This is a genomic window from Pseudonocardia sp. HH130629-09 (genome assembly GCF_001294645.1).
Classification (GTDB): Bacteria; Actinomycetota; Actinomycetes; order Mycobacteriales; family Pseudonocardiaceae; genus Pseudonocardia.
Window position 1 is genome coordinate 5,962,763 of sequence record NZ_CP011868.1, and the last position, 25,510, is coordinate 5,988,272.

The 25,510-nt window shown below is 74.0% G+C and carries 27 protein-coding genes, 1 pseudogene and 1 riboswitch; of the genes and pseudogenes, 15 read left to right on the forward strand and 13 right to left on the reverse strand.

Translation table 11 applies throughout. The features are described 5' to 3' along the window. Nucleotides 1–178: 178 nt before the first annotated feature. Nucleotides 179–640: a MarR family winged helix-turn-helix transcriptional regulator gene (locus tag XF36_RS27790; RefSeq protein WP_060714238.1), complete on the reverse strand. Its 462-nt coding sequence runs from the start codon at nt 638–640 to the stop codon at nt 179–181. An 81-nt stretch (nt 641–721) separates the two neighbouring features. Between XF36_RS27790 and XF36_RS27795 the strand changes: the two genes are divergently transcribed. From XF36_RS27795 to XF36_RS27805, 3 genes are read left to right on the forward strand one after another with little or no spacing between them, the layout of a single operon-like run. Next, nucleotides 722–1,831 carry an LLM class flavin-dependent oxidoreductase gene (locus XF36_RS27795; RefSeq protein WP_060714239.1) on the forward strand — a complete coding sequence of 370 codons (1,110 nt, stop codon included), beginning with the start codon at nt 722–724 and terminating at the stop codon, nt 1,829–1,831. Next, entirely contained in the window at nt 1,831–2,442 is a 612-nt protein-coding gene (locus XF36_RS27800; RefSeq protein WP_060714240.1) for a CE1759 family FMN reductase, read from the forward strand. Before XF36_RS27795 ends, XF36_RS27800 begins: the two co-directional genes overlap by 1 nt. Before the next feature lie 5 nt (nt 2,443–2,447). Continuing rightward, entirely contained in the window at nt 2,448–2,987 is a 540-nt protein-coding gene (locus XF36_RS27805) for a VOC family protein (protein ID WP_238589046.1), read from the forward strand. 46 nt (nt 2,988–3,033) lie between these two features. On the opposite strand, the gene XF36_RS27810 is transcribed toward XF36_RS27805, so the two are convergent. After that, entirely contained in the window at nt 3,034–3,618 is a 585-nt protein-coding gene (locus tag XF36_RS27810; RefSeq protein WP_060714241.1) for a hypothetical protein, read from the reverse strand. A 107-nt stretch (nt 3,619–3,725) separates the two neighbouring features. Here XF36_RS27810 and XF36_RS27815 point away from each other — a divergent pair, with 107 nt between their 5' ends. Next, nucleotides 3,726–4,559: an alpha/beta fold hydrolase gene (locus XF36_RS27815; protein ID WP_060714242.1), complete on the forward strand. Its 834-nt coding sequence runs from the start codon at nt 3,726–3,728 to the stop codon at nt 4,557–4,559. 65 nt (nt 4,560–4,624) lie between these two features. Here XF36_RS27815 and XF36_RS27820 read toward each other — a convergent pair whose 3' ends face one another. The 4 genes from XF36_RS27820 to XF36_RS27835 all read right to left on the reverse strand — a co-directional run bounded on the left by XF36_RS27820 (nt 4,625) and on the right by XF36_RS27835 (nt 9,551). After that, on the reverse strand, nt 4,625–5,779 hold the full coding sequence (locus XF36_RS27820) for a hypothetical protein (RefSeq protein ID WP_060714243.1): 1,155 nt from the start codon (nt 5,777–5,779) through the stop codon (nt 4,625–4,627). Nucleotides 5,780–5,899: 120 nt separating this feature from the next. Further along, entirely contained in the window at nt 5,900–6,874 is a 975-nt protein-coding gene (locus XF36_RS27825; protein ID WP_060714244.1) for an NAD-dependent epimerase/dehydratase family protein, read from the reverse strand. A gap of 17 nt (nt 6,875–6,891) precedes the next feature. Beyond that, a complete protein-coding gene (locus XF36_RS27830; RefSeq protein WP_060714245.1) occupies nt 6,892–8,682 on the reverse strand; it encodes a choline/carnitine O-acyltransferase in 1,791 nt (596 codons plus the stop codon). After that, nucleotides 8,682–9,551, reverse strand: a complete 870-nt coding sequence (locus XF36_RS27835; protein WP_060714246.1) for a HalD/BesD family halogenase — start codon at nt 9,549–9,551, stop codon at nt 8,682–8,684. The genes XF36_RS27830 and XF36_RS27835 overlap by 1 nt, the downstream gene beginning before the upstream one ends. A gap of 195 nt (nt 9,552–9,746) precedes the next feature. Between XF36_RS27835 and tatA the strand changes: the two genes are divergently transcribed. After that, nucleotides 9,747–10,031 (forward strand): Sec-independent protein translocase subunit TatA, encoded by a 285-nt coding sequence (gene tatA / locus XF36_RS29715; RefSeq protein WP_064485520.1) that lies wholly within the window; start codon nt 9,747–9,749, stop codon nt 10,029–10,031. Between the two features lie 20 nt (nt 10,032–10,051). Further along, the gene (locus tag XF36_RS27845; protein WP_060714247.1) at nt 10,052–10,792 is read left to right on the forward strand and encodes an SDR family oxidoreductase; all 741 of its coding nucleotides are present in this window, start codon (nt 10,052–10,054) and stop codon (nt 10,790–10,792) included. A 113-nt stretch (nt 10,793–10,905) separates the two neighbouring features. On the opposite strand, the gene XF36_RS27850 is transcribed toward XF36_RS27845, so the two are convergent. Further along, nucleotides 10,906–11,175 carry a hypothetical protein gene (locus XF36_RS27850; protein WP_145981543.1) on the reverse strand — a complete coding sequence of 90 codons (270 nt, stop codon included), beginning with the start codon at nt 11,173–11,175 and terminating at the stop codon, nt 10,906–10,908. 364 nt (nt 11,176–11,539) lie between these two features. Here XF36_RS27850 and ectA point away from each other — a divergent pair, with 364 nt between their 5' ends. The 4 genes and pseudogenes from ectA (at nt 11,540) to thpD (ending at nt 14,851) form a co-directional block, all read left to right on the forward strand. Then, nucleotides 11,540–12,148, forward strand: coding sequence for a diaminobutyrate acetyltransferase (gene ectA, locus XF36_RS27855; RefSeq protein ID WP_082375703.1), 609 nt, complete (start codon nt 11,540–11,542; stop codon nt 12,146–12,148). Further along, nucleotides 12,145–13,398 carry a diaminobutyrate--2-oxoglutarate transaminase gene (gene ectB, locus XF36_RS27860; protein WP_020625167.1) on the forward strand — a complete coding sequence of 418 codons (1,254 nt, stop codon included), beginning with the start codon at nt 12,145–12,147 and terminating at the stop codon, nt 13,396–13,398. The genes ectA and ectB overlap by 4 nt, the downstream gene beginning before the upstream one ends. Before the next feature lie 7 nt (nt 13,399–13,405). Continuing rightward, nucleotides 13,406–13,801: an ectoine synthase gene (locus tag XF36_RS27865; RefSeq protein ID WP_020625166.1), complete on the forward strand. Its 396-nt coding sequence runs from the start codon at nt 13,406–13,408 to the stop codon at nt 13,799–13,801. Nucleotides 13,802–13,928: 127 nt separating this feature from the next. Next, a pseudogene (gene thpD, locus XF36_RS27870) lies at nt 13,929–14,851 on the forward strand (ectoine hydroxylase). A 29-nt stretch (nt 14,852–14,880) separates the two neighbouring features. Here thpD and XF36_RS27875 read toward each other — a convergent pair. Then, a complete protein-coding gene (locus tag XF36_RS27875; protein ID WP_060715028.1) occupies nt 14,881–15,681 on the reverse strand; it encodes an SGNH/GDSL hydrolase family protein in 801 nt (266 codons plus the stop codon). Between the two features lie 154 nt (nt 15,682–15,835). On the opposite strand from XF36_RS27875, the gene XF36_RS27880 reads away from it, so the two are divergent. Both XF36_RS27880 and XF36_RS27885 read left to right on the forward strand, forming a co-directional pair. Continuing rightward, the gene (locus tag XF36_RS27880; RefSeq protein WP_060714249.1) at nt 15,836–16,504 is read left to right on the forward strand and encodes a DUF3159 domain-containing protein; all 669 of its coding nucleotides are present in this window, start codon (nt 15,836–15,838) and stop codon (nt 16,502–16,504) included. A 413-nt stretch (nt 16,505–16,917) separates the two neighbouring features. Beyond that, nucleotides 16,918–17,979 (forward strand): hypothetical protein, encoded by a 1,062-nt coding sequence (locus tag XF36_RS27885; protein ID WP_060714250.1) that lies wholly within the window; start codon nt 16,918–16,920, stop codon nt 17,977–17,979. Between the two features lie 16 nt (nt 17,980–17,995). Here the strand turns inward: XF36_RS27885 and thiE are convergent, their stop codons facing one another. Then, complete coding sequence (gene thiE, locus XF36_RS27890) at nt 17,996–18,688, reverse strand: thiamine phosphate synthase (RefSeq protein ID WP_060714251.1); 693 nt, start codon at nt 18,686–18,688, stop codon at nt 17,996–17,998. Between the two features lie 39 nt (nt 18,689–18,727). Beyond that, a riboswitch (TPP riboswitch) is annotated at nt 18,728–18,836 on the forward strand. Between thiE and thiO the strand changes: the two genes are divergently transcribed. The 3 genes from thiO (at nt 18,834) to XF36_RS27905 (ending at nt 20,979) form a co-directional block, all read left to right on the forward strand. After that, nucleotides 18,834–20,012, forward strand: coding sequence for a glycine oxidase ThiO (thiO, locus tag XF36_RS27895; protein ID WP_060715029.1), 1,179 nt, complete (start codon nt 18,834–18,836; stop codon nt 20,010–20,012). Its footprint overlaps the riboswitch before it by 3 nt. Next, a complete protein-coding gene (gene thiS, locus XF36_RS27900; protein WP_060714252.1) occupies nt 20,006–20,206 on the forward strand; it encodes a sulfur carrier protein ThiS in 201 nt (66 codons plus the stop codon). Before thiO ends, thiS begins: the two co-directional genes overlap by 7 nt. 2 nt (nt 20,207–20,208) lie before the next feature. Beyond that, nucleotides 20,209–20,979 (forward strand): thiazole synthase, encoded by a 771-nt coding sequence (locus XF36_RS27905; protein WP_043277356.1) that lies wholly within the window; start codon nt 20,209–20,211, stop codon nt 20,977–20,979. A 36-nt stretch (nt 20,980–21,015) separates the two neighbouring features. Here XF36_RS27905 and XF36_RS27910 read toward each other — a convergent pair whose 3' ends face one another. The 4 genes from XF36_RS27910 to XF36_RS27925 form a co-directional block, all read right to left on the reverse strand. Continuing rightward, nucleotides 21,016–21,537 (reverse strand): gamma carbonic anhydrase family protein, encoded by a 522-nt coding sequence (locus XF36_RS27910; RefSeq protein ID WP_060714253.1) that lies wholly within the window; start codon nt 21,535–21,537, stop codon nt 21,016–21,018. A 98-nt stretch (nt 21,538–21,635) separates the two neighbouring features. Continuing rightward, complete coding sequence (locus XF36_RS27915) at nt 21,636–22,259, reverse strand: hypothetical protein (protein ID WP_060714254.1); 624 nt, start codon at nt 22,257–22,259, stop codon at nt 21,636–21,638. 453 nt (nt 22,260–22,712) lie between these two features. After that, nucleotides 22,713–24,398 (reverse strand): HNH endonuclease signature motif containing protein, encoded by a 1,686-nt coding sequence (locus tag XF36_RS33075; protein WP_060714255.1) that lies wholly within the window; start codon nt 24,396–24,398, stop codon nt 22,713–22,715. Nucleotides 24,399–24,849: 451 nt separating this feature from the next. Beyond that, complete coding sequence (locus tag XF36_RS27925) at nt 24,850–25,446, reverse strand: MadR family response regulator transcription factor (RefSeq protein WP_233147808.1); 597 nt, start codon at nt 25,444–25,446, stop codon at nt 24,850–24,852. Nucleotides 25,447–25,510: the final 64 nt, after the last annotated feature.

The window sequence follows — 25,510 nt, forward strand, 5'->3', positions numbered from 1 at the left end:
TGGTCCGCCCGCGGTCCCGTTCACGACGGCCCGTACCGGTGACGCCGGTGCGGGCCGTCGTGCGTTCCGCGGAACGCGGTGTCACGCCTGCGGTCCGCGTTCCGCGGAACGCGGTGGGCGGACGTCGCGGGGACCGGGGGGCGGCCGCGGACCGGGATCGGCCGGTGTCGCGGGCCGGTCAGGCGGGGGCCCGGCCGTCGAGCCGGGCCTGCACGGCGGCGGTGATCCGGGCGAGCGCGGTCACGTCGTCGTCGGAGAAGGCGTCGAAGACCAGCTCCCGCACGGTCTCCACGTGCCCGGGCGCCGCGGCCTCGATCGCCGCCCGGCCCGCTCCGGTGAGCACGACGTAGTTGCCGCGGCCGTCGTCGTCGCACTCCTCGCGGGCGACCAGGCCGCGCTTCTGCATCCGCGCGAGGTGGTGCGACAGCCGGCTCTTCTCCCAGTCCAGCAGGCCCGCCAGCTCCATCGCGCGGCACCGCTCGTCGGGCCGGTCGGTCAGCGCGACGAGCACGTCGAAGTCCGCGAGCGAGAGCCCCGAGTCCGCCTGCAGTCGCCGGTGCAGCTCGGCGTGCAACCGCGCCTGCATCCGGAGCAGCCCTCGCCAGGCCGCCTGTTCGCGCTCGTCCAGCCACCGTGTCACGGCTGCAGGGTACCGGAATAGTTGACGCATCATCCATGTTGGTGCAGGATGTAGATGACGGATCAACTACTGGAGGAAGCCGTGCAGTTCGGAGTCTTCTCGGTCAGCGACATCACGCCGGACCCGACGATCGGCGCCACCCCGACCGAGGCGCAGCGCATTCAGGACGTCCTGACCATCGCTCGGCACGCCGAGCAGGTCGGTCTCGACGTCTTCGCCCTCGGCGAGCACCACAACCCGCCGTTCTTCTCCTCGTCGCCGACGACCACGCTCGGCTACCTCGCGGGTGTCACCAGCACCCTGCAGCTGTCCACCGCGACCACGCTGATCACCACGAACGACCCGGTGAAGATCGCCGAGGACTTCGCGATGCTGCAGCACGTGGCGGGCGGGCGCGTCGACCTGACGCTCGGGCGCGGCAACACCGGCCCGGTCTACCCGTGGTTCGGTCAGGACATCCGGCAGGGGATCAACCTCGCGATCGAGAACTACGCACTGCTCCGGAAGCTCTGGGACACCGAGGTCGTCGACTGGGAGGGGCGCTTCCGCACCCCGCTGCAGGGCTTCACCTCGACCCCGCGCCCGCTCGACGGCGTCGCGCCGTTCGTCTGGCACGGCTCGATCCGCAGCCCCGAGATCGCCGAGCAGGCCGCGTACTACGGCGACGGCTTCTTCCACAACCACATCTTCTGGCCCGCGTCGCACACCAAGCGGATGGTCGAGTTCTACCGGAAGCGCTGGGAGCACCACGGTCACGGACCGGCCGACCGCGCGATCGTCGGCCTCGGTGGACAGGTGTTCATGCGTCGCAACAGCCAGGACGCGGTGCGGGAGTTCCGGCCCTACTTCGACAACGCCCCGGTCTACGGGCACGGGCCCTCGCTGGAGGACTTCACCCGTGAGACCCCGCTGACCGTCGGCAGCCCGCAGCAGGTCATCGAGCGCACCCTCGGTTTCCGCGAGTACGTCGGCGACTACCAGCGCCAGATGTTCCTCATCGACCACGCGGGCCTGCCGCTGAAGACCGTGCTGGAGCAGCTCGACCTGCTGGGCGAGGAGGTCGTGCCGGTGCTGCGCAAGGAGTTCGCCGCGCTGCGTGCGCCCGGGGTCCCGGACGCGCCGACCCACGCCTCGCTGGTCGCCGCCCGCGCGCAGGAGAAGAGCACGCAGGAGAAGCAGGAGGTCGCGTGATGACCACACGCAGGATCGTCGTGCTCAGCGCCGGGTTGTCGACGCCGTCGTCGACCCGGCTGCTGGCCGACCGGCTCGCCGCCGCGGTCACGACCGCCCTGGCCGACCGGGGCGAGCAGGCCGAGGTGCAGGTCGTGGAGCTGCGCGAGCACGCCCGCGACCTTGCCGACCACCTGGTCGCCGGCTTCCCGAACACCGCGCTGGCGCCGGTGCTGGAGTCCGTGGCCGCCGCGGACGCGGTCGTCGCCGTGACGCCGATCTTCTCGGCGTCCTACAGCGGCCTGTTCAAGACCTTCGTCGACGTGCTGGACCGCGACGCGCTCACCGGCACCCCGGTGCTGCTCGCCGCGACCGGCGGCACGGCGCGGCACTCGCTGGCGCTGGAGCACGCGATGCGCCCGCTGTTCGCGTACCTGCGGGCGGCGACCGTGCCGACCGCGGTGTTCGCCGCGCCCGAGGACTGGGGCGCGACCGAGGTGGGCACCACACTGGAGAGCCGCGTCGAGCGGGCCGCCGGTGAGCTGGCGGCCGCCGTCGCGGCCCGGCCCGCCGCCACCCGCACCGACGCCTTCGACGACGTTCCCGACTTCACCGCACTGCTGAAGGGTTGACCACGATGACCGAGACCAGCAGCTCCACCGACACCCCGACCGGCACCGCGACCGGCACCGACACCGCGGCCCTCGACGCCGCGCGCGACCGGATCCGCGCCGCCCACCTGAAGCCGGCGGGACAGCGGCCGGCCTCGACCGCCCGCGGGCTGCACCACACCGCCCTGGTGAGCTCGGACGTCGAGCGGACCGTGCGCTTCTACCAGGACGTGCTGGGCTTCCCGCTCACCGAGCTGATCGAGAACCGGGACTACCCCGGGTCCTCGCACTTCTTCTTCGACATCGGCAACGGGAACCTGCTCGCGTTCTTCGACTTCCCGGGCCTCGACGTCGGCCCCTACGCCGAGGTCCTCGGCGGGCTGCACCACATGGCGATCAGCGTCGAGCCGCAGCGCTGGGACGAGCTGGTCGCCCGGCTCACCGAGGCCGGGGTGGAGCACGAGGTGCACTCGGGCGTCTCGGTCTACTTCCGCGACCCCGACGGCGCCCGCATCGAGCTCATCGCCGACCCACTGGGGGAGATGTACGGCCAGCACGTGCTCTGACACCTGCTCCGACACGTGCTCAGTCGCGTGCGCCGGGTGGGGCGCGTCACCGGCGCACGCTGACGTGGACGTGGTCGAAGTGCCCGCCGGTGGCGTCGGCGGGGTCGTAGACCCCGCCGCCGTCGTAGGGCCTGCCCCAGTTCTCCCGGCCCTCGCCGGAGTCCCCGGTGCCGCGGTACCAGATCCGGCCCTGCCAGATCACGTACCGGACCCGCAGCTCGGAGGCGTTCTCGCGCAGCCAGGTCGCGACCGCCCAGCCGTCCTCCAGGTCCTGCCCGGCGGGGAAGTCGCCGTAGCCGGCCGGGAACGCGTCGCACGCCCGTCCGGCGGGGTGGTCGCTCGACGGGTTCCACGCATGTTCCGACCAGCAGGTGATCGCCCGTACCGGTGCCGACGGGCCGGGCTCGCCGAACCGCCCGACGAGGGCGTCGTGCAGGCGCAGCGCGGACGGGGTGAGACAGCCCGACGTCGTCGGGTCGGGCTGGTCGCACTGCTCCGGCGGCGGCGGGTCGACCAGGTCGCGCAGGTCGTCGGCGGTGAACCCGCGGCTCCCGGCGAACCACACGAGCCCGCCGACGAGCAGGGCCAGCACGAGGAGCACACCCAGAGCGGGGGCGATGCGGGTCTTCACCGGGGGTTCGTCCGTTCCGTCGGAGTCGGTTCCAGCCTACGGCGGTGACACCGGCCCGTGCGGCGGCCAGGATCGGCGGGGCACGTCCACCGAGCAGGGGAGCCGCCATGTCGACCGCCGTCAGCACCGACCTGCTCGACCGGCCGGGTGCCCGCATCACCTTCGACGTGCGCGGCTCCGGCCCGCTGCTCGTCCTGGCCGGGTCGCCGATGGGCGCCGGACCGTTCGGGCCGCTGGCGTCGCTGTTCGCCGACGACCACACCGTCGTCACGTTCGATCCGCGCGGTAGCGGTCGCAGCGTCGTCGAGGACCCGGACGCCGACTCCCCGGTGGCGGTGCGCGCCGCCGACCTCGCCGCGCTCGTCGAGCACCTCGGCGGGGGCCCGGCGACGGTGTTCGGGTCCAGCGGAGGCGCGGTCGTGGCACTCGCGCTCGCCCAGGAACGCCCGGATCTCGTCGGGACCGTCGTCGCGCACGAACCGCCGCTGGAGGAACTGCTGCCCGACGCCGCCGAGCGTCGGACCGCCACCGACGAGATCGTCCGCACCTACCGGGAACACGGCCCCGCCGCGGCCTGGGGGCTCTTCCTGGCCTCCGCCGGACTGCCGGTCGTGGCGCCCGAGGAGGTGCCCGAACGCACCGCCCTGCCCGCGGCGGGCGACGAGGCGACCGCCCGGCAGGTCGCCGACGAGCGGCACTTCTTCCTGCACGAGATGCACGAGACCGTGCGGTGGGCCCCCGACCTGGACCGGCTGCGCCACGCCCGGATCGCCGTCGGGATCGGCGACGCCTCGGCCGGGCAGCTGTGCGATCTGACCTCGCGGGCCCTCGCGGCCGGGCTGGGCCGCCCACCGGAGCCGTTCCCGGGCGGACACGTCGGGTTCGTCGAGGACGCGTCGGCGTTCGCGCGACGGCTGCGGGAGGTCCTGTCCCGCGCTTGACAGCGGCTACGTCGCCTGCACCGACCCCACCGCCGTCGACCCACGGTTGGGCACGACGGACGACCTCAGTTCCCGAACGGGGTGCCGCCCCCGAACAACGGCGAGGTGCCCAGCGCCGTGCGGAACTCCAGGAACGCCACGAGCCCGTAGACCGCACCGGCCAGGAACACCAGGCAGGACAGCGACACCAGCACGTAGGTGACGACCCGCAGCACTGTGAGCGCGGTCCCGTCCCGGGCCACGGTCACCGGGGCCGGCACGGCCGCCGCGGTCGCCGCGGTCGCCGGGCGGCGCGCCGTGGTGACCGGCCCGGTCGCCTCGACGCCCGGTCCCGCCGGTGCGGCCGCCCGGCCCGGGGGACCGGTCCGCTCGGCGAGCCCGGCCCGGGCCGGGTCGGCGGTCCGGGTAGACGCGCCGAAGCGGGCCGCGGCGGCCTCGGCCACCGTCGCCGGACGACGCCCGCCGGACTCCGACGGGGACCGCGGCACCGGAACGGCCCCGGTCCCTGCCCCGGTTGCGACGGCGGTGCGCTCGGCGACCGCGGTGCCGCCCGTCTCCCCGTGGACCGGGTGCTCGTCCCGGCCGTACGCGGCGGCCGAGGCGGCGGTCGGCGCGGCGTCGTCCCAGTTCGTGTCGTCCCAGGTCGTGTCGTGCGGGTCCGCATCGTGGCGGTCCGCATCGTGCCGGGCGGTGTCGTCCTGCTCCGAGGTGGCCGGGTAGGGCGGGCCGCCGTCGATCGAGGTCCCGCCACGGGACTCGGGGTCGCCGTACTCGCCGTAGGCGGCCCGGGTCGGGGTGGCCGGCTCCTCGGGCATGCGGTGCGCGGCCCGGGCGTACGCGTCGTACCCGCCGTCGTACCCGCCGTCATCGGGAGCGTCACCGCTTGTCTGCGACCCGCCGGCCTGCACGGGGGCGCCGTAGCCCTCGTAGCGCATCGGTGCGGCGTACCCGCCACGCCCGACGGTCGGCTGCGGCCCGGTCCCGCCGTACAGCTCGCTGAAGCCCTCCGGGTCGGTGGGCGTCGCCCGCTCCGCCGGCCGCGACGACCGCAGGTCCGGATAGCCGCCCTGGTAGGAGTCTCCCCGGTAGGAGTCTCCCTGGTAGGAGTCCTCGGGGAACTCGTGGTCGTCGAACCCGTGCCGCGGCCGCGGCGACGGCCGTGCGCGGTCGCCGTCGGCACCGCGTGGGCCGGGGCTGGGTCGGTGCTGCGGGCCGGTCATGGCAGGACCTCCGGGGTACGGCGTCACGGTCGGCGACACGTGCTGTGTCACGTCTACCGCCGGATGTACCCACGGCGTTAGCCCTGTCGACCTACAGTCACCCGGTCCGGCGAGGTGAAATCACCGGGTGTACACCCCGGTCGGGGAATCGTGGTACCCCCTCGCCCCGACGACGTCGGCCAGCGGACTGCGGGGCGAACCGCCCTCTCGCACCCGCGCGACGACGGCGTCGACGTCCCAGATCGGGGTCCAGCCGAGCTCGACGACCGCCCGGTCCGGGCAGTACACGCGGTCCACCGGCGGGACCGGCCGGCCGCGTTCGGCCAGCAGCGCGGCGAGCGCCGGGGCCCGCCGCTCCAGCACCGCGGCCGGGTCGCTGCCCAGCTCGGCGAGGTCGGACCGGCGGAACGGCGACGGCGCGCTGACCACGTAGCGGGCGAAACCGAGCTCGGGCGCCCGCCGGGCCGCGGCCAGGTGCGCGGACACGACGTCGGCGACGTCGACCCGCCGGTGGCAGAACTCCACCAGCTTGAGCGTGGTGTCGTCATGGGCGGCGCGGACGTCGTCGCGGTCGTCGGCCTCGGGGAAGAACCGCGAGGTTCGCAGCACCACCACCGGCAGCCCCGGGTCCAGCGCGGCCAGCTCGCACAGGTCCTCGGCGGCGGTCTTGGTGGCTCCGTAGACGTTGCGGACCCGCGGCACCACGGTCTCGTCGATCCAGGTCGCGGGCCCGCCCGGTGCCGGGGTCAGCGCGCGGCCGAACCCGCTGGTCGAGGACGTGAACACCACGCCCCGTACCCCCGCGGCGGCGGACTCCTCCAGCACCGCGATGGTGCCCGACACGTTCGTGTCGACGAAGTCCTGTCTGCTGTGCGAGCCGACGTGCGGCTTGTGCAGCGTCGCGGTGTGCAGGACGTGGGTGACCCCCCGCAACGCCGACCGCAGGGCGTCGCGGTCGGTCAGCGACGCGACGACCGCGGTCCACGGCGAGGGCCGCCGGTCCAGGCCGACGACGGGCACCCCGTCGCCGGTCAGGGTGCGGACCAGCGCCTCACCGAGGTGGCCGGAACTGCCGGTGACGAGAACACGTTCCACCCCACCAGTGAACCCGCTCAGGCAAGCAGGTTCCGCAGCTCGGTCACCGCCGTCCGCAGCTCCCTGGCGAACGCGTGCATCCCCTCGGCCTGGTCGGCCGGGGTGGACAGGTGCACGTGGAAGCGGTCGGGCAGCAGCACGTAGGCGACCCCGATGCAGCGCGAGCTGGTCGAGCCGAACCCGAAGTACCGGATGTTGTCCGACGGCGCCGAGCTGGTCGACAGCCAGTCGTCGCGCATGATCGTCCAGCCGGGGGAGTCGAACACCGCGAGCTGCTCGGTGACGCCCAGCTCCGCCCCGCGGCGGCGCCGGATCCAGTCCAGTTCCCACAGGTGCTGCTCGGGTGCGTCGCCCTGCTGGCACTGCTTCGCGCGGGCGCCGTGGGCCGCGGCGGCGGCCCGGAAGGTCTCGACCTTGTCGGCGTCGGACGCCTGCGGGTCGTCCATCGTGTCGACGAACGCGACCATCTCGGGGGTGACGACCCGCATCGCCTCGGTGCGGCCGCGCCGGAACTGCCGGGTCGCGATCGACTCGTAGGTGGCGCCGGTGACGCCCTTGGCCCGCCGGTGCGCGACCTGGTAGCAGGCCTGCACGAAGGCGTCCGGGGAGCACTTCAGGGCCTTCGCGGCGTCCGCGCCGAAGTCGTCGAAGGCGACGAGCTCGGTGGCGGTGGCATCGAGGAAGGCGGCGAACTCGTCGTGCGCGCGGGAGACGGTGGCGCGCAGGTCGTCGTCGAGGACGAACCGCAGCTCGCCGTGCGGCGGAGTGCCCTGCGGGCGGGTCCCGATCCGCTCGGCGTGCACCTCGACCGGGTCGGCGAACATGGCGTCGACCAGGGTGAGAACGGTCGTGCCGTCGAGCTCGCAGTGCTCGATGTTGACCCCGGCGGTGCCGTCGGCGAGCACGACGATCGACAGCGCCTTGTCGAACCAGCGGTCGCCGGAGTCCCCCGCCAGCAGGGTCCGCGCGGCGGACTCCTCGTCGGCGGGGTCCGTCTCGTCCAGGCAGACCGCGAGCAGCGCCCGCTCCACCAGGTCGACGGCCTCGGCATTGGCCGGGTCCAGCCCGGTCAGCCGGTCCCGCACCGCGGCCCACTCGGCCCGGGCCAGGGTCGTCAGCGCGCCGACCGCGTCGCCGGTGGCGGCCCGCTCGGGATGGGCCTCGCGGATCTCCCGCAGCGCGTCCGCGATCTCCCCGGCGGTGTGCGACGCCCCGTCCTCGCCGATCACGTCGAGGCGGTGGATCCGGCCGCGGTGCAGCACCACGACGTGCCGCTCGGTGGACGGACCCGGCCAGCCGTCGCTGTAGGGGGTGCGGACGGTGTCCTGCGGGTCGCCCGGGATGCGGGTGGTGGAGAAGATGTGGCGGCTCTGGTCCATCGACTGTGCCACGCCCCGGTTGACCAGCGGCGGGAACGTCCCGGCATCGAGGTCGGCCTTGTGCCCGAGAGCGGCCACGGTGAGCTGCGCGGCCCGCTCGCACGGGTCGGTGGTGGTGCCCGGTCCGAACAGGAAGAAGAAGTTCGCGTTGAGCGCGATCCGGTCGCGACGGCCCAGGTAGCGCGACGGCCAGAACGCGTCCAGCCAGCTGTGGGTGCCGGCGTCGAAGCGTTCGAGGTCGGCCTGCAGCACCGACGCCGGGCCGCCCTCGACGAGCAGCTCGTGGGCGGCGGCCTCGGTGCGGGCGTACTCGTCCGGGGTGAGCAGCGGGGCGCACCACTCGAGGAAGCGGTCGACCGAGGCGGACAGCGTCGGGAGCGGCACCTTCGACAGGTCGTCGTCGGCCGCGAACGTGGTGGTCACGCCCATCAGTCCAGCAGCCCGTCGACGCGCACGGCGCGCGACCCCCCGTGTTCGGACAGTGTCCTCCCGAACAGCTGGCGGGTGCGGGCCGCGCTGCCGACCACCCCCGGGCGGGTGCTGTAGGAGAAGATCGCCGTGTGCCGGGCGGTGTCGCCGCGCACCTCGGTCACCCGGTGCAGCGAGTACCGGCCGCGGAACAGCTGCAGGTCACCGGGGCGCAGCACCAGCCGTCGGACCCGGGCGCCGCCCCTCCCGTGCAGGACCTCGGCGACGTCGGCGGTGTTCTCCGAGGTGGTGTCGCGGATGTCGGGGCAGTACTCGAAGACCCCGCCGGCCTCCGGCGCGCGGGTCAGCAGGCTGATCGCGATCTCGTTGGTGTCGAAGTGCCACGGGTGCGACCGGCCGTCGCCGACGACGTTGAGGCACAGCCCGGCCAGCGGGTCCGCCAGCTCGTGCAGCTCGGGCACGCCGGTGCAGGCGGCGAGGAACGCGCGGAACGCGGGCTGCGGGTAGAGGCGGTGGATCAGGGCTGCGGCCGGGATCCGGTCCCGCGCGACGAAGGCGTTGCCCCGCTCCATCCGCACCCGCGCCGGGTGGTCGGCGGGCAGCGTGGGGTCCGGGTCGGTGTTGTAGACGTTGACCACGGCGGTCTCGTGGTGCGCCAGCGGGGCGACCGCCTCGCCCTCGGTCCGCAGCCGGTCCCGCCACGACGCCCGGACGAACCCGGGGAGCACCGCGCAGCCGTCCGCGGCGAGCTGGGCACGGGCCCGGCGGACCGCGTCCTCCCAGCCGGACGAGCCCGGTTCGTGCACCGGGTAGCGCGTCAGGTCGACCGGGTCGAGTTCCTGCGGGGCCGCGAGTGCGGACGGCTGCACGGATCAGCTCCTTCGTGCCCGGGCAGCACCGGTGCTGCCCGCGGTGTCACCGTCATCCAAACCCGATCGGTGTCGACGGATCAACGGTGAGTGACCAAATGATCAGATTCCGTGTGCAGTGGGAGGCTGTCCTTGCGAGAGGGAACCCCGGCGGAGGTTGGTTCGTTGATCCCGTCGGCGAGCGAGGAGGCTGTCATGGGAGCTGTGAGCCCCACCCACTGGTTGGTCGTGCTGGTCGTGCTTGTCCTGCTGTTCGGCGCGAAGAAGCTCCCGGAGATGGCGCGGTCGGTCGGTCGGTCCAGCCGGATCCTGAAGAGCGAGATGCGCGGCCTGCGCGACGACGACGAGCGCCCGGGGGAGACCGGCCCCGGCGGCGCGACCCGGGCCGACCCCGAGGTCCGTGACCCCGGCACCCGGCAGCCGGGGGCGGCGGAGGCCACCGCCCGTCCCGAGCCCCGCCCCGAGACCCACCGGGCCTGACGCCGCAGGACGGACGACGCATGACGGTGCTCGTGACGGGGGCCAGCCGCGGGGTCGGCGCGGCCACCGCCCGGCTGCTGGCCGCACGCGGCCAGGACATCCTCGTCGGGCACCGGGCCTCGCCGGAGGACGCCGCGGCCGTCGTCGCGGAGTGCCGGGCGGCCGGGGTGAACGCTGCCGCGGTCGCCGCGGACGTCACCCGCACCGAGGGCGTCGAGCAGCTGTTCGACGCGGCGGCGGCCCTGCCGTCGCCGCTGACCGGGGTGGTCGCGAACGCCGGCGGTGCCCCCTCGCGGCAGCGCCTGGAGGACATGAGCGACGCCCGGATCGACGAGGTCCTCGCACTCAACCTGCGCGCGGCACTGCTCTGCTCGCGCGAGGCGGTGCACCGCATGTCCACCCGCTACGGCGGGGCGGGCGGGGTGCTCGTGCACGTCACCTCCCGCGCGGCGGTGCTCGGCTCGCCCGGCGAGTGGAACGACTACGCGGCTGCGAAGGCCGGGGTCGAGGCGCTCGTCGTCGGGCTCGCGAAGGAGGTCGCCGCCGACGGGATCCGGGTGGCGGCCGTCCGGCCGGGCCTGCTCGACACCGACTTCCACGCCAGGGCCGGCGAGCCGGGGCGGATCGAGCGGATGGCGCCGTCGATCCCGATGGGCCGGGCCGGTCACCCCGACGAGGTGGCGACGGCGATCGCCTGGCTCCTGTCCGACGAGGCCAGCTACGTCACCGGCGCGGTGCTGGACGTGTCCGGCGGGCGCTGACCGGCGGGTCGGGAGCCCGCGTCAGCCCGGCGTCGCGGGTCCACCGGCGCGGGTCGGGGCCCGGCCGGCGGTAGGGGAACGGACCGACTGTGGACGGCGGTCGGCGGCGGCGCTCAGGAGGCGGCGCGGGCCGAGCGCCCGAAGCCGATCCGTCCGCGGCGGCGGGCACGACGCCCGGCCCCGGAGGTCTCGGCGCACAGCAGGCATCCGTCCCCGGGCGGTGAGGCCAGCGACGCCGGCAGCACCACGTGCCCGCAGAGCGCGGTGCAGTGGCCGGTCCCGGCGGCGAGCGAGTCGGCCAGGACCGCCTGCGCCACGACGTGGCTGCGGCTGTCCCGGGCGCAGGTGACCGTGACGGTCTGCCCCTCGTCCGGTGCGGTCACCACGGCCACGGGGCGCGTACTGGCGGGTGTCACCGACACGACAGCTCCTCCGGGCACGGTTCGACGGAGTAGCCATCGTCACCCCACAGCGGTGCAGATGCAAGTGCATCCGCACGATTGGCCGAACGTGCGGCCGGGTGGTGGCGCAGCGTGGTGAGCGCCACGTCGGAGACCTCCGGCCGCTCCGGGCCGGGTCCCGGAACCGATCGGACGGGCCGGTGATCACGGTGTCTTCCAGGGCGGACACCGGGTGTCGCGGCGTCAGCACCCATTGTGGCACTGGTCACGTGGATCACGGCTCCGGGGGTCGCCGCCCGTCCTCAGCGGCTGCATCGAGCGCCCGACGGCACTAACCTCGCCAGTCATGACCGCTCCCGAACAGGCTCCTCCTCGGGCGTCCACGGTTCCGGACGGGGACGCCGCGACCGGCGCATCCGGCCCGGCGGCCGACGCCGACGGTGACGGTGACCATACGTACGAGATCGGCTCCCCGGTCCCGGCGGACGGGGTGGACATGTGGCGGCTGGCGGTGGAGTCGCGGACGCTGGACGTGAACTCCCGCTACGCCTACATCCTGTGGTGTCGCGACTTCGCGCGCACCTCGGTCATCGCCCGGCGCGACGACGGCCGTGCCGTCGGCTACGTGACCGGCTACCTGCGCCCGGAGAACGACGCCCTGTTCATCTGGCAGGTGTGCGTCGACCCGGTGGCACGCGGGGCGGGCCTCGCCGGTCGGATGCTGGACGCCGTCTGGGAGCAGGCGGTCGCCGTGGGCGGCACCGAGCGGATGGAGACCACCATCACGCCGGACAACGCCTCGTCGATCCGGCTGTTCACCAAGTTCGCCGAGCGCCACGACACCACCATCGAGCGGGAGGACCTGTTCGGTCTCGACCTGCTCGGTGACTCCCACGAGCCGGAGAACCTCTATCTCATCGGCCCGATCGCAGCAGACAAGGGTGAGAACACATGACCGTTTTCGAGGATCTCGAGTCCCAGGTCCGCAGCTACTGCCGCAACTGGCCCGTCGTCTTCGACACGGCGAAGGGGAGCCGTCTGACCGACGTCGACGGCAACTCCTACCTCGACTTCTTCGGCGGCGCGGGAGCGCTGAACTACGGGCACAACCCCGAGGTGCTGAAGAAGCCGCTCATCGAGTACCTGACGCGCGACGGCATCACCCACGGCCTGGACATGTACACCTCGGCCAAGGGCGAGTTCCTCACCACCTTCGAGGAGATCATCCTCAAGCCGCGGAACCTGCAGTACAAGGTCCAGTTCCCCGGCCCGACCGGCGCCAACGCCGTCGAGTCCGCGCTGAAGCTCGCCCGCAAGATCAGCGGTCGCGAGGCGCTGATCAACTTCACCAACGCGTTCCACGGCATGACGCTGGGCGCGCTGTCGGTGACCGGCAACTCGATGAAGCGCGGTGGCGCGGGCATCCCGCTGGTCCACTCGACGCCGATGCCGTTCGACAACTACTTCGACGGCAAGATGCCCGACTTCCTGTGGTTCGAGAAGGTCCTCGACGACACGGGCTCCAGCCTCAACGAGCCGGCCGCGGTCATCGTCGAGACCGTGCAGGGCGAGGGCGGGCTCAACCCGGCCCGCATCGAGTGGCTGCAGGGGCTGCGTGACCTGTGCACCCGCAAGGGCATCCTGATGATCGTCGACGACGTGCAGATGGGCTGCGGCCGGACCGGTCCGTTCTTCTCGTTCGAGATCGCCGGCATCCAGCCCGACATCGTCACGATCTCCAAGTCCATCTCCGGCTACGGCCTGCCGATGGCGCTCGTGCTGATCAAGCCGGAGTACGACCAGTGGGGCCCCGGCGAGCACAACGGCACATTCCGCGGCAACAACCCCGCGTTCGTCACCGCCACGCACACGCTGCGCAACTGGTGGACCGACGACACGCTGGAGAAGGAGACGCTGCGCAAGGGCGAGAAGGTCGAGGAGGCCTTCAACAAGATCATCGGTGACAACCAGGGCACCGAGATGTTCACCAAGGGCCGTGGGATGGCGCGGGGCATCCAGTTCGAGGGGGAGGGGCTCGCCGAGAAGGTCGCCTCGAAGGCCTTCGAGCACCGCCTGCTGCTGGAGACCGCCGGTCCGAACGACGAGGTCCTCAAGCTGCTGGCGCCGCTCACGACCACCGACGACGAGCTCGACGAGGGTCTTGCGATCATCGGCGAGTCCGTCCGCACCGTCATCGGGAGCTGATACCCACATGATCGTCCGCACCATCGACGAGATCACCGGAACCGATCGGGACGTCGAGTCCGAGAACGGCCAGTGGCGCAGCAAGCGGATCGTGCTGGCCAACGACAAGGTCGGTTTCTCGGTCCACGAGACCACCCTGCAGGCCGGGACGATCAACGACTTCTGGTATGCGAACCACATCGAGGCCGTCTTCATCACCGAGGGTGAGGGCGAGCTGTACGACAAGGACAACGACGTCACGTACCAGCTCAAGCCGGGCTCGATCTACGTGCTGAGCGGCCACGAGAAGCACCAGCTCCGTCCGAAGACCACCATCAAGTGCGTGTGCGTCTTCAACCCGCCGGTCACCGGCCGGGAGGTGCACGACGAGAACGGCGTGTACCCGCTGGTCACGGAGGACTGAACCTCCCGCTCCGCGATCACACCGCGAGGGGTGTTTCCGCTGTGTTACAGCGGGAACGCCCCTCGCAGTCGTTCATACGACACCCGTTCGAAGGGAACCGAACCGACAGCGACTCACAGGAGGGTCCATGACCGCGCTGGTCGGCAACGAACCGCGTCTCGTGCGCGCCGCGGGTGACCGCTACCCGACGCACGTCTCGAACACACAGGTCTTCATCGACCGCGCCGAGCCCACCGTCTGGAGCGACCGGGCGAGCGCGGGCATGTTCGGCGCCCAGGAGCTGGAGGCGCACGAGCGCGGCGGTTTCGTGCAGGTGCCGGGCCTGCTGACGGCCGAGGAGGTCGCGGAGTACCAGGCCGAGCTGGACCGGCTCGCCGCCGACCCGCAGGTGCGCGCCGACGAGCGCTGCATCGTCGAGAAGTCCTCCGACGAGGTCCGCTCGATCTTCGAGGTCCACCGGATCTCGGAGGCGGTCGGCCGGCTGGTGCGCGACGAGCGGGTGCTCTCGCGGGCCCGCCAGATCCTCGGCTCCGACGTCGACGTCCACCAGAGCCGGATCAACTGCAAGCCCGGCTTCGGCGGCGGTGGTTCTACTGGCACTCGGACTTCGAGACCTGGCACGCCGAGGACGGCATGCCAGGTCCGCGTGCGGTCAGCTGCTCGATCTCGCTGACCGACAACCACCCGTTCAACGGCTGCCTCATGATCATGCCCGGATCGCACCGGACCTTCGTGTCCTGCGTGGGCGAGACGCCGGAGGACTACTACCGGACGTCGCTGAAGGAGCAGAAGATCGGCACGCCCGACGCACGGTCGATCGCCGAGCTCGCCGAGCGGCACGGCATCACGATGATGACCGGGGACGCGGGCGGGGCGACGTCGTTCGACTCCAACTGCATGCACGGCTCCGGCGACAACATCACGCCGTACCCGCGGTCGAACATCTTCCTGGTGTTCAACAGTGCCGAGAACGCGTGCGTCGCGCCGTTCTCGGCACCGCGGCCGCGGCCGTCCTACATCGGGGCCCGGGACCACACCCCGACCCGCTGAGCGGTCCACCGCGCACCGCGACGTACGGCTCAGGCGTCCTGCAGCGGAGCCAGCTGAGGACGCTTGGCGTGGTAGTCGTCCCAGGTGCTGGTGCCGCGCAGGCGCCGGCGCAGGAACGGCATCACGTGCTGGGTGACCCACCGCAGGTCCTCGGCCTGCCGGGCGGTCCACGGCGCGGGCTCGACCGCCGGCTCCGGCCACGGGCCGCGCCAGTCCGGCGCGTCCTCGCCGAGCGTCTCCAGCACCCGCCAGGCGACCCGCTCGTGCGCGTGCGGCACCAGGTGCAGCCGGTCCGGGCCCCAGGCCCGCGGGTCGGCGAGGCAGTCCATCGCCCACAGGTCGACGACGCGGCAGCCGTGCCGTTCGGCGGCGGCCCGCATGTCCTCGTTGTAGCAGGCGATCCGGCCCCGCAGCCTGCGGATGAGCGGGTGCATCCGGCGCAGGTCGAAGCCGGTGAAGATGAGCACCTCGGCCCCGGTGGCGACCAGCCTGCCGAGCGCGGCGTCGAAGCGGGCGGCGAGGTCGTCGACGTCGCAGCTCCAGCCGATGATGTCGTTGCCGCCGGCGCAGAAGGTGATCAGGTCGGGGCGCATCGCCTCGGCGACCGGGATCTGCTCGTCGACGATCTGGTCCAGGACCTTCCCGCGCACCGCCAGGTTGGCGTAGCCGAAGCCGGGACGGCGCTCGGCGAGGAACTCGGCGACGCGGTCGGCCCAGCCGCGTGCCCTGCCGTCCGGGGTCAGGTCGTCGAGGCCCTCGGTGAAGCTGTCCCCGATCGCGACGAAGCTCCGGTGCTGTGCGCGCCCCTGATCGTGTCGCTGCGTGGCCATCGACACCGCCCCCTCCCGGTCCGGGATCCTGATCTGTGCCCATCTGTTGTTCACTGCAACGACGTGCGGCGTTACAGCGATGATCACCCTCTCCGGGCCCGTACGCCAATCGGATCCGTCGACCTGCGGCCCGAGATAGGGCACCCTTAGTCAGGTGACACCCGATCCCGCCTCCCGCACCGCGCCCCGGGAGGACCCGCGGCTGGCCGAGCTGCTCGGCGGCCGGGCCGGTGCCGTCGACGCCTCGGTCCCGGTCGTCGCGTTCGTGCTCGCCTGGGTGGTGGCGAACGCCGCGGGGTCGCTGTTCCCGATCAACTGGGGGGCCGGCGCGGCGATCGTCGCCGGGGCCTGGGTGGCCGCATGGCGGCTGTGCCGGGGGCGGCGGCCGCGTGCGGTGCTGTTCGGGCTGGCCGGGGTCGTCGTCGCGGCCGCGATCGCGCTGATCACCGGGCGTGCGTCGGACTTCTTCCTGGTCCAGATCGTTTCCAACGTCGGCAGCGCCCTGGCCTGGGCGATCTCGATCGTGGTGCGCTGGCCGCTGCTGGGGGTGGTGGTCGGCGGACTGCTGGGCCAGCGGACCCGGTGGCGGCGCGACCCGGACCTGCTGCGCGGGTACCAGCGGGCGTCCTGGGCGTGGGTGGCGCAGTACCTCGTGCGGCTGTCGGTGTTCCTCCCGTTGTGGGCGGCCGACCAGGTGGTGCTGCTGGGCGTCGCGCGGACGGTGCTGAGCCCGCTGCTGGTCGGGCTGAGCGTGCTCGTGTCGTGGCCTTTGCTGCGTACGGCGCTGCCGGCCGATCACCCGGGCATTCGTCACCCCCGGTGACGCTGTCCGACAACCGGTGACGGTAGGATCGTGATCTTCCCGTGATCTTTGCGCGATCGTGTGAAGGTCACCACATCGGGTGATCGTCCGGCGCAGTCGCTGCGTCCCCGGACGTTCCCCCGGCGGCGATCTGCCTGCACCGACGATCACTGCAAGGAGCCATGCCACACCAGCGCCCCCCGGAGCCCGGCTCCGGCGACGCCCCCCGTGGCGTCCCCGGCCCGGCCCGTCCCCCCGCCCAGCCGTCCGCTCCCCGACCCGGCACCGGTCGTCCGGTGGCCTCCCCCGACGCCCCGCGGCTGCCCCGGCAGCGCACGGCACCCCCGCCCCGTACGCGCGGTGGACGGGGCCCGCAGCCGCCGTCGGGCACCACCCGCGGCAGGACCACGCAGACCCCGCCCGGTGCCCGTCCGGTGAGCCCGGTCGTGCCCGGGCCGGGCGTGCCGGTCGGGACGCCGCCCGGCGGGCGTCCGCGCACCCGGGTGCTGCCGCCCGCGTCGGACACGACCCGCGCGGCCGGTCCCGGCGGTCCGGTGGGGCCGGTCGGGGGCGGACCGAACGGTCGCGGTGGGTCCGAGGGCCCCGGCGGGTCCGGTGACGGCTCGGGGGACGGTTCGTCGGACACCACGAAGGCGAGCGGGCTCAAGGCCGACCTCAGCCCGACGAAGATCGCGGCCGGCGCCGGGGCGGCGATCGTGACGGCAGTGCTCGGCTCGTTCCTCGGCGCGGTCGGCACGGTGGTCGGCGCGGCGCTCGGCTCGGTCATCTCGACGCTGGCCACCACGCTGTTCACGCGCTCGCTCGAGGTCAGCAAGGACAAGGCCCTCGAGCTGAAGGAGAAGGCGACCCGGCGCGGCAAGGGCGTCGCTGAGGGCACCGCGGCCGCCGCGCAGCACGGCGCCGGCCGCAGCGTCGCCGGGCCCACCGGCGAGGAGACGGTGCTCCTGGACCCGTGGCAGACGCCCGGTGGCACGACCCGCGCCGCCGGAACGGGCCACGGCCGGTTCCGCCGGGTGCGGGTCACCCGCAAGACGGTCATCGTGTCCGCGGTGCTCGGCGTCGTCACCTTCGCGGTGTCGATGTTCCTGATCTCCGGCATCGAGTTCGTGAAGGGCTCGTCGCTGTCCGGCTCCTCCGGCACCTCGGTGAGCAACGTCGTCCGCGGCGGCGCGCCTCCGGCCCAGCAGGAGAACGACCGGGGCGAGGGCTCCGGGGGCGACTCGTCGACGTCGTCGTCGAGCTCGACCTCCACCGAGGAGTCGGGGACCAGCACGTCGGAGTCGACGACCAGCACCCGCGACCGGGACTCCGGTCAGGACGGCTCGGGCTCGTCGAACCCGCTGCAGGACGGGCTGAACCGGGTCCTGCCGACCCAGCAGCCGGGCTCCGGGCAGGACTCGGGTGGTCAGGACTCCGGCGGCCAGGACTCGGGTGGTCAGGACTCCGGCGGCCAGGGCTCGGGCACGCAGAACTGATCGACGCGGTCGGGCCTCAGACCAGCCGGGCCCGCAGCGCCGCCGCGGCCGCACGCGGGTCCTCGGCCTCGGTGATCGCCCGGACCACGACGATCCGGTCGGCGCCGGCGTCGAGGACCTCGTCGAGCCGGTCGCCGTCGATGCCCCCGATCGCGAACCACGGCCGCGCCGGGGCGCGCCCGGCGACCGTGCGGACCAGGTCCAGGCCGGGCGCCGGGCGTCCCGGCTTGGTCGGGGTGGGCCAGCAGGGACCGACGCAGAAGTAGTCCACGCCGTCCTCGTCGGCGGCGGTCAGGGTCTCGTCGGTGCTGTGCGAGGACCGGCCGACGAGCACGTCGTCGCCGACGACCCGGCGTGCCCACGGCACCGGCAGGTCGTCCTGGCCGAGGTGGAGCACGTCGGCGCCCGCGGCGAGCGCGACGTCGGCGCGGTCGTTCACCGCGAGCAGCGCGCCGTGCCGGCGGCACGCGTCGGCGAGCACCTCCAGGGCGGCGAGCTCGGCGCGCGCCTCCAGCGGTCCGTCGGGCCCGCCCTTGTCCCGCAGCTGGACGATGTCGACCCCGCCGGCGAGCGCGGCGTCGGCGAACTCCGCCAGGTCACCACGTGCGGTGCGGGCGTCGGTGCACAGGTAGAGGCGGGCGTCGGTGAGGGCGTCGAGCCGGGCGCGACGGGTGTCGCGGGTGCCGGGACGGGTATCGGTGTCGGACACGGCTCGCAGGCTACGGCGTAGCCTGTGCCCCGGACGACGACGAACCACGGGAGCCCGGGCAGCGGGCTGAGAGGGGACCCGCGACGCGGTCCCGACCGTCGAACCTGATCCGGGTCATGCCGGCGCAGGGAGTGAGGTGGATCCGATGAGCGCGAGTGCCGGACGGCTGGTCGTCGCGGGGGCGGGAGCGGTCGGCCTGTCCCTCGCCCGCGCGGCGGCCCGCGACGGCTGGTCGGTGACCGTGTTCGACCCGGCCCCCGGTCGTGGCGCGTCCTGGGTGGCCGGCGGGATGCTCGCCCCGGTCACCGAGGCCTGGCCCGGTGAGGAGGACCTGCTCGCCCTCGGGCTGGACTCGGTCGCCCGCTGGCCGGAGTTCGCCGCGGCCCTGTCCGCCGACGCCTGCACCGACGCGGGGCTGCACCCGGAGGGCACCGTCGTCGCCGCGACCGGGTCGGGCGACCGCGCCGAGCTGACCGCGCTCGCGGACTACCTGGAGTCCCTCGGCCGTGACGTGCGCCGGCTGACCGGCCGCGAGCTGCGCCGGCTCGAACCCGCGCTGGGCCCCGAGGTCCGCGGCGGCCTGTCGGTGCCCGACGACCCGTCGGTGGACAACCGGCGGTTGCTCGCCGCACTGGCGACCGCGGCCGAGCGGGCCGGGGTCGTGGTCTCCGACCGCGGGGTCGCGCGTGTGCTCGACGACGGCGCCCGCGTCACCGGCGTGCGCCTCGCGGACGGGGTGACGGTCGCGGCGGACGCGGTCGTCGTCGCCGCGGGGGCGCACTCGTCGTCGCTGCACCCGGTGCTCGACGGGCTGGTGCGCCCGGTGAAGGGCGAGATCCTGCGGCTGACCCGGCGCGCCGGGGCGCTGCCGCCGCCGTCGCGGACGGTGCGGGCGCTCGTCGACGGGCGGGCGGTCTACGCCGTGCCGCGGACGCTGCCCGGGTACGGCGACCTCGTCGTCGGCGCGACGACGGCGGAGAACGGCTTCGACACTGACGTCACCGTCGGCGGGGTGCGCGACCTGCTGCGCGACGCCGAGCGGATCCTGCCCGGGATCGCCGAGTACGCACTCACCGAGACCGCCGCCGGGCTGCGGCCCGGCAGCCGGGACAACCTGCCGCTGATCGGGCGCACCGGGCTCGACGGGCTGATCGTCGCCACCGGGCACGGTCGCAACGGGATGCTGCTGGTACCGGTGACCGCGGCGGCCGTCGCGGCGCTGCTGCGCGGCGACGACGTGCCCGAAGCGGTCCGCGCTGCGGACCCGCGACGGTTCGTCCCGGCCGCCGCCGGGACGCGCGAGGAGGGGAACCAGAGATGTTGATCGTGCTGAACGGCGAGCACCGCGAGGTCGACGCCGAGGCCGACCTCGCCCGGATCCTGGCCGAGGCCGGGCTATCGGAGCGGGGGATCGCCGTCGCCGTCGACGGGGAGGTCGTGCCGCGCACGTCGTGGGCCGGGCACCGTCCCGGCGACGGCGCGCGCGTGGAGGTCCTGACCGCGGTGCAAGGAGGATGAGCATGGCTGTGCAGACCGACAAGCTCGCCTTCGGCGACCACCTCTTCGACTCGCGGCTGGTGATGGGCACCGGCGGTGCGGCGAACCTGGAGATCCTGGAGCGGGCGCTGGTCGCGTCCGGCACCGAGCTGACCACGGTGGCGCTGCGCCGGGTCGACGTCGCGGGCGGGACCGGGTTGCTGGACCTGCTGCGTCGCCTCGGGATCGCGGTGCTGCCGAACACCGCGGGCTGCCGCACCGCGGCCGAGGCGGTGCTCACGGCGCGGATGGCCCGCGAGGCGCTGGAGACCGACCTGGTGAAGCTGGAGGTCGTCGCGGACGACACGACCCTGCTGCCCGACCCGGTCGAGCTCCTCGACGCCGCCGAGCAGCTCGTCGACGACGGCTTCACCGTGCTGCCCTACACCAACGACGACCCGATCCTCGCCCGTCGCCTGGAGCAGGTCGGGTGCGCCGCGGTGATGCCGCTCGGCTCACCGATCGGCACCGGGCTCGGCATCCGCAACCCGCACAACATCGAGATGATCGTGGCCGCCGCGGGCGTGCCGGTCGTGCTCGACGCCGGGATCGGCACCGCCTCGGAGGCGGCCCTGGCGATGGAGCTGGGCTGCGACGCCGTCCTGCTCGCCACCGCCGTCACCCGCGCCGCCGATCCGGAGCGCATGGCGCGCGCGATGCGGCGGGGTGTGGAGGCGGGGTGGGACGCCCGGCACGCCGGCCGGATCCCGCGCCGCTACCGGGCGCAGGCGAGCTCGCCCGACGTCGAGGGCTGAGGGCCCGGAGCGTTCCGCGGAACGCGCGGGGGCGGCTCAGGCGGGGGTGACGCCGTCGGCGTGCCGCCGGGCCAGGGCGCGGTAGAAGTCCGGGTTGGTCCGCACCCACCAGCGGGCCTGCTCGGTCAGCTCGCCGCGTTCCTTCGCCGCGGAGCCGAGCATCAGCCGGTCGGCGGGCAGGTCGGAGTTCGGCGTGACCGTCGACCCGGCGGCGACCATCGCACCCTCGCCGATCCGGGCACCGTCCTGCACGGTGCTGCCGTTCCCGACGACCGCCCGCGCCCCGATCACGGCACCGTGCACCACGCACAGGTGCCCGATCGTGGCGCCCTCGCCGATCTCGGTGACCGGGTCGTCGCCGCCGTGCAGCACCGACCCGTCCTGCACGTTGGCGCCGGCACGCACGACGATGGGCCCCAGGTCGGCGCGCAGCACGGCGTTGTACCAGATCGAGGCACCTTCCTCGACGCGCACGTCCCCGACGAGCGTCGCGGTCGGGGCGACGAAGGCGTCCGGGTGCACGGTGGGGGAGAGGCCCTCCAGGGCGAACAGCGGCATGGTCGACAGCGTCGCACCCCGCTCCGTGGTTCTCCCGGCACCGTGGCCTGGCACCGCAGCCGTGTCGCCGGCTCTGTCGCCGCTTCTTCAGCCGCCGGTCATCGCCCTGTCGTCGGCCGGTCGTGGACGCTGGTGTGCAGGCCGAGGTCGGACAGTTCCAGCGCAGCCAGCGCCGCCACGACGGCGGGGTCCCCGGACCGCCACGCCGCCGCCGGGTCCGGCGCGACCCGGACCAGCCGCGACACCGGCACCCGCGACAGCGCCCGCACGGCCAGTAGATCCGGAGCGGCGGCGCGCGCGGCGACGGCGGCGCCGGCCCGCCGGGCGTAGCGCAGCCGCAGCGGGAACCAGCCGAGCAGCACCGGCAGCAGCATCACCAGCGGGACGACGACCAGCGCCCCGGTCGCGAGAGCCTCGACGGCGCCCCCGAACTGCCGCCCCGCCGCGACGAGCTCGGTGCCCGCCCCCGCGGCCGGATCCAGCGCGCGGGCCAGGTCGGACCCGATGAACGGGACCGCACCGACCGCCCCGGCGACCCCGGTGAAGGCATCGGAGACCCGACCGCCCGCGACGACCAGCGAGTCACCGGGCCCACGCAGCGCGGACAACCCGTCGTGCACGGCCACGCCGGCGGTGACGGCGAGGACCGTCCACAGCACGGCGACGAGGTCGGCGACGACCTGTCGGGCGATCCGGTCGGGGCGTTCGGCGTACCAGCGCATCGGTCCTGTCTACCGGTCCTGCCCGCCGGCCCTGTCCACCGAGGCCGGAAACCGGTCGTCGTCGCGGCCCGCCCGTGCGCCGCCGGGCCGGTGGACCGCTCGCTCGCCCTCGGCCGCGCCTCCTGGGACGACGCGCCCCGCTGCACGCCCGCAGCCCCGACGCCCCTGACCGCGACCGTGACCCCCGAGTGGAACCACGGCCTCGGCGAGATCGTCACCGCGCTCCTCGACCGGGCGGGCTTCCGGTGCCGCGTTCCGCGGAACGCGGTCCGGCAACTTGGGCGGCCGCCGTCAGCCCGCCCAGCCCCTCGTGCAAACCGGCGTTCGCCGCCTCGCGCGCCCGGTGTCCGCGCCAGGCTCCCGCAGGCTCGGTGCGCCGCGGTCCGTGTCGGCTCCCCGGCCGTACCCGTGTGCCTGTGTCCGTGTCGGGCTGTCCGGCGGAGTGCCTCCGGTTCAGGCCGCGGTGGTGGCCGTCGCGCCGGGCGGGAGAAGGGCGTCCAGGATTGGCTCGGGGTCGAGCCGATCGCCGTACCAGTCAGGGGTGAGGGTGCTGCGATCGATCCGCAGCCGGGCCCGCGTGTTCCGTTCGACGAGGGACTCGGCGCTGCCGTCCAGCGGTCTGCCCGTGGCCTCGACAGGGCTGCCGTCGGGCCGGTGGAACAGCCAGCCCCCACCGGGCGGGCGCAGGACCAGGTACCCGTCGTCGTGCACGAGACGGTGGTGGAACGAGCAGAGCAGGACCAGGTTGTCGATGTCCGTCGGCCCGCCCCGCAGCCAGTGACGGACGTGGTGGGCATGGAGGTGACGGGTGTGGTGGCACCCCGGGAACCGGCAGGAGCCGCCGCTGTCGGCGGTCAGGGCGGCGATCTGTGCCGGGCTCGCCAGCCGCCTGCTCCGACCGAGGTACATCCGGTTCCCGGTGCGATCGCTGAGCAACACTTGGGCCCGGGCGTCGCAGGCAAGGCGCTCGGCGGTGCTCGCAGCGATCTCGGGGCCTCCGGCGAGGCGTGCGGTGCCGGTCCCTGCGTCGACGACGACCGTCACCCGCGTCGCGCCCCGCTCCACCCCCGCGGCGCCGGCCACGCCGGGCCCGCGGACGACCAGGTCCACCAGAGCGTCGGCCCGCCGGGCCGCCAGGGAGTCGACGACCGCGCCCGGTGCCTGCTCCTCCGTGCGGCTGGCCTGCTCGTGGGGATCGACCCCGCCCCATCCCGACCGCCGCCCCTCCCGTGCGGCCGGATCGTCGCTGTCGCTGTCGGTCGGGCCGGCGGGAGTCGGGAGCGCTGCGGCGACCCCGGCCTCGATCGCGGCGACGAGGAGGGCGCCGTTCTCAGGGGTGAGCCGGGCCCGTACGACCAGGGATCCGTCGACGTCGTGGTGCCAGCTCACCCCGCGTCGGGCGGCGACGTCGCTCGGCGGCGCGCAGCGTCGACGCACCGCGCGGACGACGGTCTCGACATGGCTCGCGGTCCCGCTCAGGGCGAGGTCCAGGAGCACTTGCTCGGCGTCGGGCACGGCCGCGGCACACGGAAGGGCGACCGCCCCGGCGTCATCCTGCGGCTCCGGAGCGTCGACGGCGACCGCCGCTTCGCTCGCCGTGTCGTCGTGCGTAACCGTGTCGCCGCTGTCTGCGGGCGGCGTGGTGGTCTCCTCCGTCCTCTCGGCGTCCGGCACGCCGGAGCCGGCATGCGCTCCCGGGACGGAGTCGATGTCGGGGTCGCTGCCGGGGCCCCGGAGGGGGTCTGTGGCGGGACTCATCGGGGGCGGGACGGTCACGCGGTCGAGGATCGCGTCCCCCGCACCGACGAGGCGGGTGACGGCCCGGACCTTGGAGTAGGAGATCCGGCCGGCCGCGAACGCCTCGGTGATCCGGGGCAGCCGGGTCAGTGCGTGTGCGACGCGCAGGTGTTCGGTCGCGGTGCGCAGGCTCGTCCCTGCTCGCCAGGTCAGCCAGTGGGCGCAGGACCGGACGCCGACCCCGCACCAGCCGCCGCGGTCGTCGAACTCGGCGAGCAGGCGCAGGAAGCGGCACTCGGCGGCGGCGATGTGGCCGGCGAGACCGAGGAGCTCGGACTCGAGGTCCGGCAGGCTCAGCTCACCGGCCGGCGTGGTCGTGGTCGTCGAGGCGGGCTGGGGCACGACACTCTCCTTAATCGAACTTGTGTTCGATATGAGTGTGTCGGGTGGGTCCGACAGTTTCGAGCCCGGCGGAGGACGGGACCGGGGCGATCGCGTTCCGCGGAACGCGGCCGCCGGCCGGGACGCCGACAGGTCGACGAAGCGGAGCGGGGCCCGTCGGAACCTGCCGATCCGTCGGTCAACGGTCGACCAGGACCAGGACTGCGTTCCGCGGAACGCGATCGGGGCGGTGGCCGGCCGGTCCGAGCGGCTCTCCGATCCCGCCCGATCGCACTGCCGACCGCCCCGTGACGGCCGTCGACAAGGCAGACCGCGTTCCGCGGAACGCACTTCTCGCTCCGTGCCGCCGTGCCGCCGTGCCGCCGTGCCGCCGTGCCGCCGTGCCGCCGTGCCGCCGTGCCGCCGTGCCGCTGCCGTGCGTGGTGTCGGGCGAGTGGTGTCAGCGGAGGTGTCAGAGGAGGCCGAGCTTGGTGGCCGCGTAGACCGCCTCGGCGCGGCGCGACACCATCAGCTTGCGCATCAGGTTGCCGACGTGGAACTTGACCGTCGTCTCGGAGATGAACAGCTCGGCGCCGATCGCGCGGTTGGACAGCCCCCGGGCCAGCAGGCGCAGCACGTCCAGCTCGCGGTCGGTCAGCCGTTCCCGGTCGGGCATCCCGCCGGACAGCGACCGCACCATCGCCGACGCCGACCGGGCGTCGAACGCGCTCTCCCCGCGGGACACCGCGCGGATGGCGCGGACGAGTTCGGTGGTGTCGACGTCCTTGACCACGTAGCCGCGGGCACCCGCCTGCACCGACTCGACGACGAGACGGTCCTCGGCGAAGGTCGTCAGCACCAGCACCCCGATGCCGGGGTGGTCGGCGCACAGCCTGCGGCAGACCTCGAGACCGTCGGTCTGCGGGCCGGACGCCAGCTTGAGGTCGAGCAGCACCACCTGAGGCCGGCCGGCCGCGACGGCGGCGAACGCCTCCGGAGCGCTGCCCGCTTCGCCGACGATGCGCAGGTCGTCCTCGCGCTCCAGAACCGCGCGCAGCCCCTGCCGCATGATCGAGTGGTCGTCGACCAGAACGATCCGGATCGGCGGTGCCGCGACGCTCGTGAAGCCGGGG

What these genes read in the sequence shown, in the direction of transcription:
- XF36_RS27910 (WP_060714253.1), bottom strand. Translation starts at nt 21,537, where the DNA reads ATGCCGCTGTTCGCCCTGGAGGGCCTCTCCCCCACCGTGCACCCGGAC.
- thiS (WP_060714252.1), top strand. Translation starts at nt 20,006, where the DNA reads ATGTTGATCGTGCTGAACGGCGAGCACCGCGAGGTCGACGCCGAGGCC.
- ectA (WP_082375703.1), top strand. Translation starts at nt 11,540, where the DNA reads ATGACCGCTCCCGAACAGGCTCCTCCTCGGGCGTCCACGGTTCCGGAC.
- XF36_RS27905 (WP_043277356.1), top strand. Translation starts at nt 20,209, where the DNA reads ATGGCTGTGCAGACCGACAAGCTCGCCTTCGGCGACCACCTCTTCGAC.
- XF36_RS27875 (WP_060715028.1), bottom strand. Translation starts at nt 15,681, where the DNA reads ATGGCCACGCAGCGACACGATCAGGGGCGCGCACAGCACCGGAGCTTC.
- XF36_RS27865 (WP_020625166.1), top strand. Translation starts at nt 13,406, where the DNA reads ATGATCGTCCGCACCATCGACGAGATCACCGGAACCGATCGGGACGTC.
- XF36_RS27820 (WP_060714243.1), bottom strand. Translation starts at nt 5,779, where the DNA reads ATGACCGGCCCGCAGCACCGACCCAGCCCCGGCCCACGCGGTGCCGAC.
- XF36_RS27800 (WP_060714240.1), top strand. Translation starts at nt 1,831, where the DNA reads ATGACCACACGCAGGATCGTCGTGCTCAGCGCCGGGTTGTCGACGCCG.
- ectB (WP_020625167.1), top strand. Translation starts at nt 12,145, where the DNA reads ATGACCGTTTTCGAGGATCTCGAGTCCCAGGTCCGCAGCTACTGCCGC.
- XF36_RS27805 (WP_238589046.1), top strand. Translation starts at nt 2,448, where the DNA reads ATGACCGAGACCAGCAGCTCCACCGACACCCCGACCGGCACCGCGACC.
- XF36_RS27815 (WP_060714242.1), top strand. Translation starts at nt 3,726, where the DNA reads ATGTCGACCGCCGTCAGCACCGACCTGCTCGACCGGCCGGGTGCCCGC.
- XF36_RS27915 (WP_060714254.1), bottom strand. Translation starts at nt 22,259, where the DNA reads ATGCGCTGGTACGCCGAACGCCCCGACCGGATCGCCCGACAGGTCGTC.
- tatA (WP_064485520.1), top strand. Translation starts at nt 9,747, where the DNA reads ATGGGAGCTGTGAGCCCCACCCACTGGTTGGTCGTGCTGGTCGTGCTT.
- thiO (WP_060715029.1), top strand. Translation starts at nt 18,834, where the DNA reads ATGAGCGCGAGTGCCGGACGGCTGGTCGTCGCGGGGGCGGGAGCGGTC.
- XF36_RS27925 (WP_233147808.1), bottom strand. Translation starts at nt 25,446, where the DNA reads ATGCGGCAGGGGCTGCGCGCGGTTCTGGAGCGCGAGGACGACCTGCGC.
- XF36_RS27845 (WP_060714247.1), top strand. Translation starts at nt 10,052, where the DNA reads ATGACGGTGCTCGTGACGGGGGCCAGCCGCGGGGTCGGCGCGGCCACC.
- XF36_RS27830 (WP_060714245.1), bottom strand. Translation starts at nt 8,682, where the DNA reads ATGGGCGTGACCACCACGTTCGCGGCCGACGACGACCTGTCGAAGGTG.